Origin of the sequence: Porphyromonas levii, from assembly GCF_018206105.1 — a bacterium.
Lineage (GTDB): Bacteria > Bacteroidota > Bacteroidia > Bacteroidales > Porphyromonadaceae > Porphyromonas_A > Porphyromonas_A levii.
The window spans coordinates 39,189-55,870 of sequence record NZ_JADRGN010000009.1 but is presented as its reverse complement, the minus strand read 5'-3'; the positions used below and the strand labels follow the sequence as shown (position 1 = coordinate 55,870).

The 16,682-nt window shown below is 44.8% G+C and carries 8 protein-coding genes; 2 read left to right on the top strand and 6 right to left on the bottom strand.

The window, feature by feature from the left end; all coding sequences use genetic code 11:
- Positions 1 to 6: 6 nt before the first annotated feature.
- From IX315_RS03335 to IX315_RS03305, 6 genes are all read right to left on the bottom strand, one after another.
- Entirely contained in the window at positions 7 to 2,817 is a 2,811-nt protein-coding gene (locus IX315_RS03335; RefSeq protein WP_211642381.1) for a S8 family serine peptidase, read from the bottom strand.
- Positions 2,818 to 2,840: 23 nt separating this feature from the next.
- Entirely contained in the window at positions 2,841 to 4,589 is a 1,749-nt protein-coding gene (locus IX315_RS03330) for a BACON domain-containing protein (protein ID WP_211837153.1), read from the bottom strand.
- 7 nt (positions 4,590 to 4,596) lie between these two features.
- Positions 4,597 to 6,204, bottom strand: a complete 1,608-nt coding sequence (locus IX315_RS03325) for a RagB/SusD family nutrient uptake outer membrane protein (protein ID WP_211642384.1) — start codon at positions 6,202 to 6,204, stop codon at positions 4,597 to 4,599.
- Positions 6,205 to 6,249: 45 nt separating this feature from the next.
- Positions 6,250 to 9,249, bottom strand: a complete 3,000-nt coding sequence (locus tag IX315_RS03320; protein WP_018357797.1) for a SusC/RagA family TonB-linked outer membrane protein — start codon at positions 9,247 to 9,249, stop codon at positions 6,250 to 6,252.
- A gap of 1,002 nt (positions 9,250 to 10,251) precedes the next feature.
- Positions 10,252 to 10,740: a BT0820 family HAD-type phosphatase gene (locus IX315_RS03310; protein ID WP_244973079.1), complete on the bottom strand. Its 489-nt coding sequence runs from the start codon at positions 10,738 to 10,740 to the stop codon at positions 10,252 to 10,254.
- Between the two features lie 390 nt (positions 10,741 to 11,130).
- Positions 11,131 to 11,313, bottom strand: coding sequence for a PspC domain-containing protein (locus IX315_RS03305; RefSeq protein WP_018357795.1), 183 nt, complete (start codon positions 11,311 to 11,313; stop codon positions 11,131 to 11,133).
- 326 nt (positions 11,314 to 11,639) lie between these two features.
- Between IX315_RS03305 and IX315_RS03300 the strand changes: the two genes are divergently transcribed.
- Both IX315_RS03300 and IX315_RS03295 read left to right on the top strand, forming a co-directional pair.
- Complete coding sequence (locus IX315_RS03300) at positions 11,640 to 14,963, top strand: SusC/RagA family TonB-linked outer membrane protein (protein ID WP_244973078.1); 3,324 nt, start codon at positions 11,640 to 11,642, stop codon at positions 14,961 to 14,963.
- A gap of 18 nt (positions 14,964 to 14,981) precedes the next feature.
- A complete protein-coding gene (locus tag IX315_RS03295) occupies positions 14,982 to 16,592 on the top strand; it encodes a RagB/SusD family nutrient uptake outer membrane protein (protein ID WP_211642385.1) in 1,611 nt (536 codons plus the stop codon).
- The last annotated feature ends 90 nt before the right edge of the window (positions 16,593 to 16,682 follow it).

Genomic DNA, 16,682 nt, shown 5'->3' with positions numbered 1-16,682 from the left:
GTGTAATTAGTTCTTAATAAATGTACGATAATCCTTTGAACGACTGGTCTCTACTATCAGATTGTATACTCCAGTCACTAACTTATCCAACTCTAAAGTTGCCTCGTGCGTCATAGGATTGACCTTTAGTTTATCCTCTATCAGCTTCTCTCCTGTAGAAGATGTAACAATAACATTGATAGTTTCATCGTCAGACTTCACGAGTATTTTCAGATAGCTATGTGCAGGCATAGGATAGAGAGCCTGGATTTCAGAGGCTTCAGCTTTAGTCACCCGGACAATGAAAGTAGTAGAAGACTTCCTATAACCATCATTACCATAGACAATAATCGTTGCTACCCCCACCTCGTGAGGTGTAACTATAAGCTGATGATCGCGTACCTCAGCGGTCACTACAGACTTATTATTGCTCTCAGCCTTGAAAGAAATATCTGTAAGCCCTGCTGCCAGTTTAAAAGCAGAACTAAGGTCTATTGTCTGTGCCTGCCCATTCTCCATCAAGAAGAGGTTCTTTATCTTCTGATTTGAAATAGGGGCGGAGTGATCTACCACTGAGAATGGAATGACATACTTTGACTTGCCGTTAAATTGGTCTTCAAGCTCGAGGGTAAATGAGTACTCACCCCTTAAGCCTTGTACAATCACCGACATCTTGAGGTCATCACCAACCCGCTCTACTGTTACTCCTTCTGGAAGATCACTGGTCTTGTAAGACCACGTATGTTTATCTTCATCTTTTATTTTGAATGAGTGAACGAAGTACGGACTCGTATTGAGTATCACTAAGGGTTCAGTAGGTAGGTTAGCTATCACTGGAGAATGGTTAAGATCAGTCTTGAATGTGCCATGTTGAACCTTAGACGTATTTCCAAATCTATCGCATGCGACAATAGCTACATGGTAAGTTTTCCCAGTCTCCAGTCCTTTGAATGCAAAAGACAATTCCTCTCCCAGTTTCTTCTCATGGTTATACACTTCAGCAGCAGGCTTCGTGAGATCCTTAATTTCATTCGGGCTTAGATATATTCGGTATGAAAATGCCACTTTGGTATGTGCATCCTTGTCTTCAGGTACTTTCCATGACACCTCAGCATCGTAATAACCAACCTCCTTAACATCTATCTTATCAACCTGTGCAGGAGCTTCTTTTTCAGGATCACTCAGTGCCAACGCTGCATCTATATAGCCTACACCCATCTTTCCTTTGTAAGAAGGTTTTTGAGACTCATGATCACGAGGCTTAACGGCAGCAAGAAGTCTTTTCTGAAGTTCCTTATTGGTCAAATTACCTGACTTCCCAAAGTGGGAAACCATCAACGCAGCTATACCAGTAACGTGTGGAGTAGCCATAGAGGTACCCATAAAATAAGCATAAAGCCCCTGTTCTGAGTCTAATCCATTATATATTAAGATAGATCCAGGATCATTCCCCACTTTAATCTGCGGAAAGTGCCTAGGCACGGTACTCAATATTCCTCGGTTGATACTAACTCTAGTATCTCCACCAGGAGCCAATATATCGACCCATTTTCCACAACTAGAATAAGAAGACAGCTTAAAATCAGGATTGAATGCCGCAACAGCAATAACAGAAGGATCATAAGCCGGTATAATGTCCACATCCACACTGCTGTCATTTCCTGAAGCGAAAATCACCACCCCGCCGGACATCATAGTCCCTGGCTTAGGCTTACCGTCGGGATCATTTCCTGCATACTTGATAAAGTAGTCAATACCCTCTTGAATAATTGCACCTGCATCAGCATGTTTCTGCTTATAGTACTCGGAATTTATATCTTCTTTTTTTCTAAACTCGAATCCCCATGAGCAATTGGCAATAAGTGCCCCATGATTAGCCGCCCAAATAAAAGCTTTTGCATGTTGATCGTTCGTAGCAGCTTTAAAATGTGGTAAATCCGCACTAAACACCTGACAGCTCATCAGACGAACGCCGCTATCTTTGGTGCCATCTCCTCCTGCCACTCCTGCAACCCCAATATTATTATTGTTTCGTGCAGCCACGGTACCAGCCACATGAGTCCCGTGAAAACCAGGGTCAATAACAAAACTATCATTGAAGAAGTTTTTTCCGTGAATACCCCCTTCACCCGTCCACATAGACTCCTTGAGATCTGGATGATCAACGTCAACGCCTGAGTCAATAATCGCCACAATGACCTTAGGGTCACCGGTAGTTGTTTCCCATGCTTTAAAGAGATTGATATCAGCATCACGCACAAAGCCATCAGTCAGCCCTTCATTGAAGTAGTGCCACTGCTTCCTCAGTAGAGGGTCCGGCGTTTTGAAAGCAGGATAACCATGGTTGGTATCCGGAAAATCACGTGAACGCAGAGGAGTAAATTGGGCATCGGCTTGCTTTAATCTGATTTCTCCATGCACTATCTCCACTGTCTTCTCTGCTCGGAGGTCATCAATAACTTCCTGGACATCAATGCTATCATCAAAGACAACCTTGTACCATCTATCCAAGCCCTCTCGAATCATTGCTGGGGCATATTCGCCACTGATGTCAAAGACTTGTTCTAGCCTTACGCCAGAGGTCGCACTACGAAGAGAAGATGTCCTCAGACTCTGAGAGATATTCTCTCTTGCTTTAGCATCGCCACCTTTTGAGAGTTTAAGATAGACTATACCTGGCTCCCAAACGATAGATTCTTCAGCAGAGGAGTCGTTTCTTTGTTCCGGAGCCTCTGAAAGAATTTCCGAATCAATTTCTCTTTGGCAACCTATCGCTACACTACTAACTATTAGTAACGCCAGTATTGCTACTACAGCTGATAATGTCTTATTTTTCATGATAAAATAATTTCGTTAGTTGATTAATTTTTAGGGAAGTTATCCACATAGCTCTTATTCTTATAGTACTGGAATACCACTTCCCCTTCACCCTTAGGATAAATGTCTACAAGCTCATCTATCCCTCGGTAATAAGTTGTGTAACCACTTCCGTGGTCTGTTCGACCCAATACATATCCTTTTTTCCCGGCGGGGTAATGTAAAGAATTTTTCAGAGAAAAATCAGAACCATATTCTGGGAAGTATGGATTCCCTGGTGTCACTCGGTAAATATAATCTAAGCCTTCATACACGTCCTGTCGCTGTCCCACAGTACCCTTGAGTTTCGAATCTCGGGTAATCTTACCATTCAAATCAGGATATTGATCAAGCGCTTCAATACAATTAAACACATAGTGTACCATTTTTAGTGCACCCTTCTTATTATCCTGTACTTTAGGGATAAACACTAAGGAGTAATATTGTATCTCTGGGTCAGAAGAAGGAATAGACAAATCATGAGTGTAGTCTGGCAGAAATCCCTGAGATGCTTCATACTCCATCACCTCTTTTAGCTTGAATTTTATGTCATGGAGCCTATGAGCTGTACGAGTAGGAAATGTTTCCACATCTTTTCCATTATTTTGAAGCGAAAGATAGTTGCTCGTTTCATTATACTGCATATAGGCGCCATTATAATCGAATGCTGGAATAATTCTAGAATTCTCTGAGTTATGCACTTCAAAATAGCCAGTAACATCATCTTTGGCACGGAAGAATCGCGATGTACTCTTTTCCATCCTCTCCATCCTCGCACTTGGAGTATAACCATTGAACGCCATCCACGAACGAAGGTCTTCTTCCTCAAAACGTTGATTTTCCTTAGCTTTAAGGAAAATATCTCCTGTAGCAAGCTGATAGACTGGTTCTACTTCTCCACGGTCAAATCTATAAATTATCAGTGGAGACTGTTCTGCATCTGTAGAGAAAGCCATATCCCTTTTATCCACATCACCTTTTGGAAATTCGTATCTGAGTTCGTATTCTCTATTGCGCTCATACCCTCTCTCTTTCTCTTGCTCTATGATTTCACTTCGCTTTGCGTGAAATGGAATACTTAGAGGATCAGCGAACTGTATCCACCCTCTTTGAATAATATCCATTCTGAGGTGTTCGGTATCATTGGATATAAACAGAATGCCCTTACGACTTCTTTTCGAATCAGGGTCATCTTTACTAAAATCCTCCACACTAAGTGTCAGCGAGTTATCTTCGTTCTTAACCCAAGATAACCATGGGATTTCGCCGAATGAGCGAACTTTCCAATGCGACGAATTAGAAACTACTTTGATCGTTTTGCTTTCTTTCTCTCGGTCGAATCGAACTTCGGTCAAACCATCTTTTATCTCTATCGAAGGCTTGGTTCCAACCTGAGAGATAGAGAAACTGAACTTACTGCCTAGCAAATCAACAGTCAATGGCGAAGTTCTCATTTCGACTTCAGTATTTTCTTCGGCAGTCACAATAATTCTATTCCCCTCTCTATGCACCTTTAGCCACTTATCCAAAGAGGCCTCATCAATGCTCCAGCTAGAAGAGCTGGCAGAGGTAATAGATATTTCTTTTGTGCCACCAGGCTGCTCAAAGACTAAGCTCTGAGTGTCACTCATAAGAAAGTGTTCAATAGGGTCTCCACTCCTATTGTTGCGGCATCCCATGAGTAATAATGGTAGGATGACCAGTATGTATCGTAATACGTAATTTGTTTTCATCATAAAATCACTATACTTCATTCAATTATTATTCCCATCCTTCATTTTGCTTGACTAGCTTATTGATTTGGTTTACTTCATCCTTTGGGAAGCCCCAAATGAATTTCTTATGATGTGGTTCAATGCCTTCACCCAAGTCAAAGCCGTCAGCAAAGAAAGAACTTGGAACTCTGTGCTCCTTCCTGAGTCCCTGTCGTTCACGCTGCTTAATAGGGAGTCCCCATCTCGACAAGTCCCAAAGCCTGAATCCTTCAAATGCAAGTTCTCTACTACGCTCATCTCTAATAGCCTTCTGTAGTAGCTCTCCCTCCTCTGCTACGGCAGCCAAGCCTCTGGATGCTCTCAGGTCATTCAGCATAGTCTTCGCCACTTCCATGTCACCGACCTCGTATGCTGCTTCTGCAGCGATCAGGTACTGCTCTGCTATCCTGAATGGCTTTGGCGAACAAATCCCATTAGGTACATATCCTCCCCATTGTGGGTTATCTAATGTGCGATACTTAGGATTACCCTTGAATTTTGATATAACACACAACTGCTCTGGAGCATTCTTATCGGTTACAGTAGAGTACACCCACTCAAAATACGCTGGCACACGTCTATCTCTGTCAGTGAAAAGATCATATACCACGGTTCCTGATGGGAGATAAGAGGGTTTATTGAAGTTTCTGTGATCATTTGGGTCTTTAGACTGCCAGTACTTCCAAGTCTCCAAATCAGCTCCATAGAGATTGATGGTGGTTGCAACTTCGTTTTGCTTATCCACAAAGGGCTGCCATATCTGCTCCTTGCCACTATCGTGGTGCCACATCTGGATGAATGGGTTATTCTCTCCTTCTGCGTCTTTGTGCTCTCCTGTAATAGGTGCGATTAGTGGATACTTTCCATTATCAATGAGTTTCTTCGCCTCGATTAGAGCTTCAGGCATCTTATTCATATAGAGATACACACGAGCTCTCAAAGCGATTGCGACATCCGAAGTCAACTCATCCGATCCTTCGGCGCAAGGCACTGATGCGAGGAGCTTTTCTGCCTTCTCCAAGTCATCCAAGATGAGCTTATAGGCTGCACGATTCGAAGCTCGTCCCTCCTTATCTACAGAAAACGGGGTAGTACGAAGAGGAATGGACAAATCTTGTTCCGCAGTCTCCTCCTTATAGGGCATACCCCACCGCATAGCTAAGCTGAAATGATAAAAGGCACGAGCCAAATATGCATTTCCTAGATATACGTCTATCTTATGCTTATCTTGAGGATTCACATTGAGTTTTGGAGCTGACTCTATCACGACATTGACATCCACGAGTGCTGCATAATACGAGTGGTAGACCTGCTTGATGACTTCGTCCTCTGACTTGACATCCCACTTATGGAATGACCCATACAGGCCTCCAAATGAAGCGTGTGCATTGAGCATGTCTGCTTGTACTTCTTGTGGAAGGACATATCCACCTCCGAACTTTCCTCTCAAAGTCGAATAAACTCCATTATCCCACTTGGTAGCATCTTCGAGAGTGAGATATGACTGCTCGTAACGCATATAGTCTAACGGGGCGCGATCCAGATTGCAGCCACCCAATAACAAGAGTCCTGCTACACATGCTACTACTGCATTTAATGTTCTCTTTTTCTTCATGACTTTCTTAATTTCTTTTTCCTGCACGATTCTTTCCATGAGGGATTAAAATGACACTTCCAATCCGAGACTTAATTGCTTAGTATTAGGATTGACTCCCATTGCAATATTATGCCCTACCTCAGGATCGATTCCTCTAAATTTGGTAAAGGTCAGCAGATTACGTCCGACAAAGTATATACGTGCTGAAGTGAAAAAATTCTGAGCTTCTAATACTCGCCTTGGAACGTTGTATCCGATAGTAAGGTTCTTCATACGCATAAATGAAGAATTCTCCAGCATCTTTGAGTCCAAGTATGAGCTTTCCTTATTATTGCGAACATACTCTAAGGATGGGAATTCAGTATTATCGCCCGGTTTCTTCCAATAATCGAATAACAACCTCGATCCATTGAAGTTACTCTTCTTGTCACGGATATAGTAGTCATTCTCATAGTATCGCTTATCCATAGAAATCATATGCTTGCCCAATGCAAAAGCAAAGTCTGCATTCACATAAAATCCCTTCCAGTTGGCTTCAAATCCCCATCCTCCTACCATAGGAGTGTATACTGGGATACCAGTATTTTGCTCCAACTTAATAGACCATTCGTCTGTGACTTTAGCATCATCTCGTGTAGCTACTGATATATCATCTCCAGGGAGGTACCACTCCGGATGACCTGTTTTAGTATTCACACCCTTATATAGAGGTAATACAAATGTGATGGGCTTACCTACAATGAAAGCCTGTTGTGCCCCTGGGTCATACCATTCCTGACGTCCTTCGAAGAGTTCAACCACTTTATCATTATTGTGGCTAAAGTTAATGTAACAGGAAAGACCATAGTCGGCTCTAGGCTTGATGATATCGGCCTTGAGCTGTAAGTCAAAACCATAATTGAGATATTTACCCACATTCTCAAATTTGGTCACATATCCGGCACCCGTTATAGGAAGTCCCGTAGAGAGAGACTGTGGCACTTCAAATAGCATATTGCTAGTGAGCCTATTGTAATACTCGAGATTGAGCTCTAGTCTGTCCCACATCCGAGTCCTGAAGCCAATGGTAAATTTGCTCTGATTCTCCCATGTGAGATCAGGATTGCCGAGACTGATGAAGCCTAAGCTGATCTGACCTTTTTTTTGCCCGACTTTACCAGCATATGAGTCTATTGCATAAGGAGGAATAGAAGCATTTCCCTGAGTACCATAACTAGCTTTAACGTCTAAAGCATCAAGCCACGAAACATTGCTAAGGAAGTCTTCTCGCTTCGCTTTCCAAAGGAGACCTGCTGACCAGAACAGTCCATTTCTGCGAGATCTTGAGAAACGTGAAGATGCATCATTTCGTAATACTAGATCCACGAAATACTTCTCGCTATAGTCATAAGATAGCTGAGTGAAGTAGGATAAAAAAGCATAGCTCAGACCACCCTCAGAGACACGATAATCCTTGGTCACATTATTCAGCGTATACAAGCGGTCATCTAGTATCCCAAAACCACTGGCGTTGAAGCTATCATCAACGTAGTTTATATACTCATGACCTAGAAGTGCCGTGACATTATGCTCACCAAAACCCTTTTGCCACTTTATAGTATTAGTGAAAGACAGATTAAGGGCATTGGCATATCCTCTACTCGAACTTCCTACACCATATGCTTTTCCATAGCTAGGAAGTGTCCTGTTTCTACTAGTTCCATAGCTGGTCTCTATACCACCCATGGATCTTATAGTAACACTCTTAATAGGAGTAATAGTGATCTGTCCATTAGCAGAAAAGATAAAAGATGATGAACCACCAGGATTGGTAGCTATTACATGCTTAGGTGTAAACATCTCTAGCATTGGGATATACTCAAGCTCTTTACCTGTCTCTGGATCGAAAGGAGAGATAAAAGGAGGGTTCATCGCAGCAAGTCCGCCACCCCCAGCGTTACTATTACTAAATGGTGAGACTTGACTCTTGTCTCCCGATACTGAAGTGTTCAACCCACACCGAACATAATCGTTAAATGAAGTATTGAGATTGACTCGCCCGAATACCTTCTGATAGGAAGAACCCATCCTGAGTCCCTTCTGAGATATCCCTCCTCCTGAGATATAATAATTAGTATTGCCACTACCGCCTGACACAGCAATACTTGCACTGTACAATGGCGCAGGCTGATAAATATACTTATACCATTGGAAATCCGTGCCTTTGAACAGCGTTTCTTTGAGATATGTCAATTCATCTGCCTTATAGAGCCCTGTTTCTTCATAGTATCTTAGCAATTCAGGACCAGTCATAAGGTTGTCAAAATACTGGGTATTTGCTAGTGTGGAGACCCCATATTGCCCTCTAAGGGTTATAGTGGCTCGCTTATCAGCCACACCTCTTTTGGTAGTGATGTAAAGCACTCCGTTGGCAGCCCGAGCTCCGTATATTGAAGTCGCTGCAGCATCTTTAAGCATTTGGACACTTTCAATGTCATTGGGGTTCATAGACTGTACGACCGCCATACTCACAGGCATCCCATCCATAATAACTAGAGGCAGAGAGCCTGCTCCCAGAGAGCCTTGACCATGGAGAGCGAAAGATAGTCGCGATGATGGTTCTCCAGAAGATGAATAAACCTGAAGCCCTGTCACCTTTCCTTGTATTGCATCAAGGGGATTGGCTACTGGCTTATTCGCAAGCTGCTTAGCATCCACCTTTACTACTGATGCCGAGGTATTGGCGACCTTTCGGGTCATATAACCTACAACCACAACTTCCTCTAGAGTCTCAGTGTCAGGCTCCATCTTTACCATCATGTTTTCAGACGCCTCCATCTCCACTGGCTTGTAGCCTAGGAAGCTAAAGATAAGGATTTCTCCTTTCTTCACCTTGAGCGTAAAAGTCCCATCTGCGCCCGAAAAGGCACCTTTGGTCTGATCGCTTTTGGCACGTATTGTTACGGCCATAAGTTCGTCATTGTTTTCGTCTACCACCCTTCCCTTGGCTGTAATCGTCTGTGCAAAGACGCTTGTAGCACTTAGGAAGAAAAGCAGGGATAACATCAAGATTTTTTGCTTCATAAATACTGTAATATAAAAGTTGGTTAACTCAATCAGGGATTCCGACACCGTTTCTGCCTAGACAAATCAGGCGTTAATCCTCTATTCAAATGCTATTCGGTACACCAACCAAGTCGCACCCACTGCAAATATAGTATAATATTTAGTTGCATACAACAAATTAACACAAGGTTTTTCTTTAATGTATATTAGAGGTTAATTATTTTCTATATGGCACACATGTGTAGTAATTTTATAAACAACATGTTCCACGTATGACAAATATTTGTATTACAATTGCTTAACAGCCCTATTTACCCCTGCTGAAGAGTAATTCAGCCCCTACAGAGAAGGGGAATCGAGAATATTAACAATTGTGACGCCTCTCGCCCCATTCCAGCCCCCATTAGCGGGGCAATTACGAGCTAAGGTAGGACAAGAGAGAGCCCGCAAGGGCAAATATTACGAACACCCATGACCCCTCTAGGTGTCGGACTAGTTCAATGAGATGAGACAATAGCGCAGTCTTCGTTAGCCTCCCTGAACTTAGGAGCGGAGCCAAGCCCCCTTGCCTATGGGCTACCTTCGGTTTAGGGGTTTGGGGGCTTATAACTCTCCTTTGATTGTTATCCCTAATACGGTTCCACTGATACCCTATATCAGCGAAATTTATTCCTAGGAATAAATTTATTTATCTGTACAAATAAATTTATTTATCTCTAGGAATAAATTTGGTTGCTCAGGCGAGACAAAAAGAGCGCGAGCACAATTAAAATTGACTAAATGTAGTCTATAGGTTTGGGGACTTAAGAGAGCGCACAAAAAAAGTGAGTGGAGCAGCCTCACTAAGAGGCTTACCCCACTCACCATTCGATTGTTTAGACAAAAAATATCTATATCGCAGCCCGAAACCCCGATGCCCTCCAAGAGGTGGTCACGCGTAAGCACATGAGCCCCAACTACACTACAGACTTAAATGATATCCTGAAGATTCACCCCAAGTAGGGGCGGCATGAGGGAGGATTAGAAGAGACCGAAGCGCTTGCGCTTCTTTTTCTGTCCGTAGCCATGGGCATAGCGGTTCATCATCTCTTGCTGCATATCATCGACTACCGTAGGTGCTACCGCAGCAGGCTGGAAAGGCTTCCCGTTACTAATCATCTGGTAGATGGTGTCCCAGTGTGGGAGCTTCCCGAGCGAGCGGTCGTCGATAAAGATATCGGCTTGGAGCTTGCGCGAGAAGTGCCTATCGGCATGGGTCTCCTCGGGAAAATTGCTATTCACAGAATAAAATACCAGTCCCCGCTCCTCGCACCATTGAAGTGCCTCTTGGAGCAATTCGCGTTCGCGTACCGACCATAGAATAAGGCGGTGCCCATCCATCAGCAACTTCCTTAGGTTCCTCACCGCACCATCGATCTCCGTCCCTATCCGTGGGTATTCGTGGGTAACTATGGTACCATCGAAGTCTACGGCGATGGTATATATTTTCTTAGAGGCTGTCTTTATCATTATTAATAATCAAGTCTTAACATCGGCGCAAAGATACCACTAATTACCCTAGCCCGCCAGCCTGCGCACCCTTATGGGGCTATCGCTGTAGGTACCACTTCACCCAAAGCCGTCTTAATAGCCACGATATTTGGAGAGGAAAATCTATTAGTAAGAGCGCTCTTACTAAGAACCTTCTTACTAGGGCGGCATCGGGAGCAAGGGCTTAGAAGGTGACCAAGCCCGAACACTGAACCGAAGGTCGCCCACAAGCAAAGCAACACTTTAGCTTGTAGTGAACCACAGGACCGCGTAATTGCTCATGCGTTTGCCCTTAAGGCGAGCCTCATGGGCGCTCGCCCGATAGCAATTTAGGGGAAAGGTGGTCAATAAGTGGTATGGGGTGGGGGATTAACGGGCGGGGATGATGAGTGCGCAGAGAATGTAGACGAATAGACCGCTGCCTCCGAGGGCGGTGGCAAGCACCCATAACAACCGAATTACTGTGGGGTCGAGATTAAAATACTCTGCGATACCTCCGCATACACCTGCAAACATCCTATTGGTCTGGCTCCTTAGTAACTTCTTCTCCATATTGCTGTGTTATCTATATGTTAATTGTTCATTGTACTCACCTACTACAAAGATACCATTAATACCAATCGGGGGGACTATGGCTCGTCTTGTCGGCTAGTGTGCCCTAAAATATTTGTTACTAGGGATTTCCCGCTCTGGGAGTGCCTTTGGGAGATTATTCGCAATTACTTAGGTGTATGCCCTTTGTTATTATGAAAAAATTACCTATCTTTGGTGGAATTTCATAAAGAATGGGTTTAACTGAGGGCGGAGTAGTATGCCCCAATAGCCCTTATCTATGGATGGATTTTAGAGTTTTTGTAAGATTATTAATACTAAGGTTTATGAAAAAAATCGTATGTCTTAGGGCGCTTCTTCCCCTGAGTCTTGGCGCCTCTCTTTTGATAGGGGGGGGTATTGAGACTCAGGCAGTTACGACAAAACAGGGCGTATCTGAAGTAGTTGCTCAGTCTAAAACAATTACCGTGAAGGGCGTGGTTGTAGACGCTACCCACAACGAGCCTGTGATCGGTGCTACCGTGATGCTCAAGGAGGATAAGTCTAAGGGCACACAAACCAATCTGGATGGTGAGTTTACGCTCGCCAATGTCCCCAGTAACGGCACCCTTGAGGTCTCCTACATAGGCATGAAGACTGTAACGGTCGCTATCAATGGGCGCACCACCATCAATATCTCACTTCAGGAGGATAACGAGCTCCTGCAGGAGGTGGTTGTCACTGGTTATGGTGGTAAGCAGAGCCGTGTCAAGGTGACCAATTCTATTGCCAATGTAGATACTGAGAAGCTAACCGTCGGAGTGTACTCTAATCCTGCTCAAGCTCTCTCGGGGGCTATATCAGGTCTTCGTGTAGTACAGTCTTCAGGTAATCCAGGGGCTACACCACAGATTATCCTTCGTGGTGGTACCAATTTCAATGGAAGTGGTTCTCCCCTCGTGCTTGTGGATGGTCAACTCCGTGGGAGTCTCTCCGACATCAACCCCAATGATATCGAGAGCATGAGTATGCTCAAGGATGCAGGTGCTACTGCGCTCTATGGTGCTCGTGCTGCCAATGGTGTAATCCTCGTGACCACCAAGAGTGGTAAGGCAGGGATGGGTGAGATCAATGTGAAAGCACGTGTAGGTCTCAACTACGCTGTCTTCCCTCACAAGTTCCTCGGTGCTAAGGACTATATCACGTGGATGCGTAGAGCTTATGACATCACTCCTTGGGCACCAAAGAACAACCTCAATGGCGCTCAGCCAATGGGTATCGGCAATGTATATGGTCCGGGTATGAAGTGGAACCTTATGGAGTACAATCCTAAGTACGATGAACTCCTCGCCAAGGGGTGGCAGAAGATGAAGGATCCACTCTCCGATAAGATTCTGATGTACAAGGAAACTTTTCCTCAGGACTACAACTTCGTAAACCCATCTATGACCCAAGACTACAATGTGAGTCTCTCTGGAGGTAACGATAAGGGTACCTACTATGCAGGTTTAGGTTATAACCACTCTCAGGGTCTGCCTGTAACTTCGTTCTACAAGCGCTACAGCTTTGTGCTCAATGGTAGCTATAATATCAAGCCTTGGCTTACTTCTCGCAGTAGCTTCAACTTCAACCGTGCCAACTGGAACTCTATGCCAGGTTCACAGGGCAGTGAGGAGAACTACTTCGGTCGTATCAATTCTGTGCCTACTACCGCTCGCTATACAGATGAGGATGGGAACCCTCTCTTGGGACCAAACACAGGTGATGGCAACCAGATGTTCCAGCCACAGAAGTGGATCCGTGACAACCAGACCGATAAGTTTACGATGATTCAGGCATTTGATGTCAAGTTTACCGACTACCTCAAGCTTACTCTTACTGGTAACTGGTACTATAGCGAAGGATTCTACGAAGGCTTCAATAAGGATAGAGTCACCAACCAAGAAGGGACTAGTTGGCAGCGTGGTCGTGAGACTTGGGCAAAGTTCGACCGCGGTCTCGCACAGACCTACAATGGTGTATTCAACTTCAGCAAGTACTTTGGTCAGCACTCTGTAGATGTTATGCTAGGTATGGAGTACTTCCAGGATGCTAGCAAGGGCTTCAGTGCTGAGGGTAGTGGTGCTCCTACTGATGACTTTATGGACCTTGGTCTTACGCTCACCGAAGAGGGTAAGCGCAAGATTGATAGCTACCACAGCAAGTACCGCATCCTCTCTTACTTCGGTAGGCTCAATTATGAGTTTGCTGGTAAGTACTTGGCAAGTGCCGTATTCCGTGAGGATGGTTACTCCTCTCTATTGGATAACCGTTGGGGCTTTTTCCCAGGAGTGTCTGGTGGTTGGATCTTTGGTAATGAGGACTTCGTGAAGGAGGCACTGCCATGGCTTAGCTTTGGTAAATTACGTGCATCTTATGGTGTCAATGGTGATGCTTCTGGAATCGGTGCTTACACCTTACAGGGTAGTTACAACTCTGCTAAGTACAATGGTAATACAGGGTTTCTAATTGGCAACCTGCCTAATCCTACGCTGCGCTGGGAGAAGACCCGTACATTTGAACTCGGAGCTGATATGAGCTTCTTTGCTAATAGGCTCAACACAAATATCACATTCTACGACCGTCTGACTTTAGACAAATATGCAGCTTTCGACCTCCCTCCTACAGGTGGATTCTCTAGTATCCAAAATAACAATGGTAAATTCCGCAACCGTGGTGTGGAGCTCGAGATCTCTGGTACGCCTATAAAGACCCAAGACTTTACTTGGCAGGTCGGTGGCAACATCACTTACAATAAGAATACCATCATCCAGCTCCCAGATAATGGTCTCGATCGCAACCGTCAGGGTGGTCAGCAGATCTACACTGGCAAGGGCGACGAACTACAGTGGGTTGGTGGCTATCAGGAAGGTCAGGAGCCTTGGGTGGTAGTTGGCTATAGGTCTATGGGTATCTTCCAGAGTGACGAGGAAATCAACGCTGCTTATCCTGGTGGTACTGTAGAAGGTAATGTGCAGGGTAAGAAGTCTTATACCCCAGCCGCTTGGGCTAAGCTCACCGATGCGCAGCGCAAAAATGCCATCCTCCTTACCCCTGGTGATATGAGGTGGAAGGATATCAATGGCGATGGTAAGATTGACTCCTTCGACCAGGTGGTGTTCGGCAATGCTATGCCACACTGGACTGGCGGTCTTACTTCTACCATGAGTTGGAAAGGTCTTCGCCTCTACTTAGCCGTAGACTATGCTCTTGGTTTCTGGAACTACGACAACACCACTCCTTGGTATATCGGAGCAGCACAGGGGACCTATAATACCATCGATATGGTATTTAATACATGGACACCAGAGAACCGCAATGCTAAGTATCCTAAATACGTCTATGCAGATATGCTAGGCGCAGCTAACTTCCATCGCAATTCAGATCTATTCGCTTACAAGGGCGATTATCTAGCCTTCCGAGAGCTATCGCTCTCTTATACACTGCCACAAAACATCTCGGAGATGGTTGCAGCTAAGAGGATAGAATTCTCTGTAACGGGTCAGAACTTAGGTTACCTCGTAGGTGCTAAGGTGGCTACTCCAGAGAGAATGCGTACAGGTGGTGTAGCATCAGGTACAGGTTATTCATTGCCACGTACGGTGCTATTTGGGCTTAATGTTACATTCTAATCAGTGACTAAATAGTATATGAATAAGATAAAGTATGCACTATTGCCAGTGGCTATGATAGCACTGGTAGGGATGTCTTCCTCATGTAAAGGCGTCCTAGACCTCACTCCTGAGGATTACTATGGTAGTGGTAACTACTGGAAGACCGAGGCGCATGTTGTGGGCTATGCCGATGGTTTGCACAATCACCTCCGCAGCTATTACGTCGACCATACCATCAACTTCGGTGAGCTTCGATCAGGTATCTATGTTGATGGTACTAGCTCCGATGGTATGACTACTTCTGGAGGTGATATCCGGCTACAGAATTTTAATGCCGACCACACTGGTGTCTCCAATTATGCTAATATCTATGGTCGTATCATCAATTGCAACCTCCTTATCTCACGTGCTCCAAGTGTGGAGATGGACGAGGCTAAGCGCAACTTCTTCATGGCACAGGCGTATGGTCTTAGGGCGTTTTACTACTATGACCTATACCGCAACTGGGGTGGTGTGCCGCTTCGCCTCGATGTAGCCGTTATTGATGGTGAACTCGACCCTCAGAAACTCTATCTACCACAGGCTAAACCAAGCGAAGTGATGGCTCAAATCAAGAGCGATATTCAGAAGTCACTAGAGCTATTTGGCAATCAGAAGGAATTTGACCCCTATGGACGTGGTGCTAAGAAGAGCTACTGGAACAAGGCGGCTACTGAGGCTCTTGCTGCAGATGTATATCTATGGAATGGTAAGGTAAGCATTGGCGATAATAAGTCCAATGCTGCTGACCTTGCTATCGCTAAGCAGCACCTCACCAGTCTCACGAATAACTATGGACTAGCCCTCGAGGATGAGTTCGCGAGTGTATTCTCTACTAAGAATAAGGGCAATAAGGAGGTGATCCTAGCTATCCGATTCCTGGATGGCGAGGCAACCAACTTCAATGGCTACTGGACTTACTCTGGCGATACTGGTGCTGTGGGAGCTAATGCTTACCGTGCTGATGGCACCAAGTGGAACGACCCACTCGGTGTGAAGAAGGGCTTTACCATGGCCTATGAGTATATCCACCCATTGTATAAGCAGTTTGACGCCGACGACACTCGCCGTGATGCGACCTTCTATCCATCTTTCCTAAAGAATAAAGAGACTGGCGCACTCGAGCTTTACGGTCTGCATACTCAGAAGAATATCGGTAGTATCAATTCCTCTGGCGACCGTGTGTTTGATGGCGATTACATCCTATATCGTCTCCCATGGGTATACCTCTCTCTTGCTGAGATTGCCAATTATGAGGGCAATGGCACTGAAGTAGCTAAGTATATCAACCTCGTGCGTAAGCGCGCTTATGGTAGCAAGTGGAATGAAGCTACCCATGGTTACAAGTCAGGTGACTTTACCGCGAATGAGCTAGCTATCCTCAAGGAGAAGGATAAGGAGTTTATCCAAGAGGGACAGCGCTGGTGGGATCTCCGCCGTATGACACTCACTAAGGATGGTACACCACTCGTATTCACTAAGGAAGGGAACTTTGGCAATACCCCACTACTCGACCAAGCTACTGAGAGCTACAAGCTCCTATGGCCGCTCGATAAGACCCTTCTAAGCAAGGAGAAACTACTCGTGCAGACTCCTGGTTACAAGTAATAGGAGACCATTCCCTGTAATAAAAGGTGGCTACACATGCCGTGTAGTCACCTTTTTTGTATATTTGCGTGATAATAACTAATATACAAG

Excerpts from the sequence above, each read along its gene's own strand:
- IX315_RS03330 (WP_211837153.1), bottom strand. The coding sequence starts at position 4,589 with ATGAAGTATAGTGATTTTATGATGAAAACAAATTACGTATTACGATAC.
- IX315_RS03325 (WP_211642384.1), bottom strand. The coding sequence starts at position 6,204 with ATGAAGAAAAAGAGAACATTAAATGCAGTAGTAGCATGTGTAGCAGGA.
- IX315_RS03310 (WP_244973079.1), bottom strand. The coding sequence starts at position 10,740 with ATGATAAAGACAGCCTCTAAGAAAATATATACCATCGCCGTAGACTTC.
- IX315_RS03300 (WP_244973078.1), top strand. The coding sequence starts at position 11,640 with ATGAAAAAAATCGTATGTCTTAGGGCGCTTCTTCCCCTGAGTCTTGGC.
- IX315_RS03295 (WP_211642385.1), top strand. The coding sequence starts at position 14,982 with ATGAATAAGATAAAGTATGCACTATTGCCAGTGGCTATGATAGCACTG.
- IX315_RS03335 (WP_211642381.1), bottom strand. The coding sequence starts at position 2,817 with ATGAAAAATAAGACATTATCAGCTGTAGTAGCAATACTGGCGTTACTA.
- IX315_RS03305 (WP_018357795.1), bottom strand. The coding sequence starts at position 11,313 with ATGGAGAAGAAGTTACTAAGGAGCCAGACCAATAGGATGTTTGCAGGT.
- IX315_RS03320 (WP_018357797.1), bottom strand. The coding sequence starts at position 9,249 with ATGAAGCAAAAAATCTTGATGTTATCCCTGCTTTTCTTCCTAAGTGCT.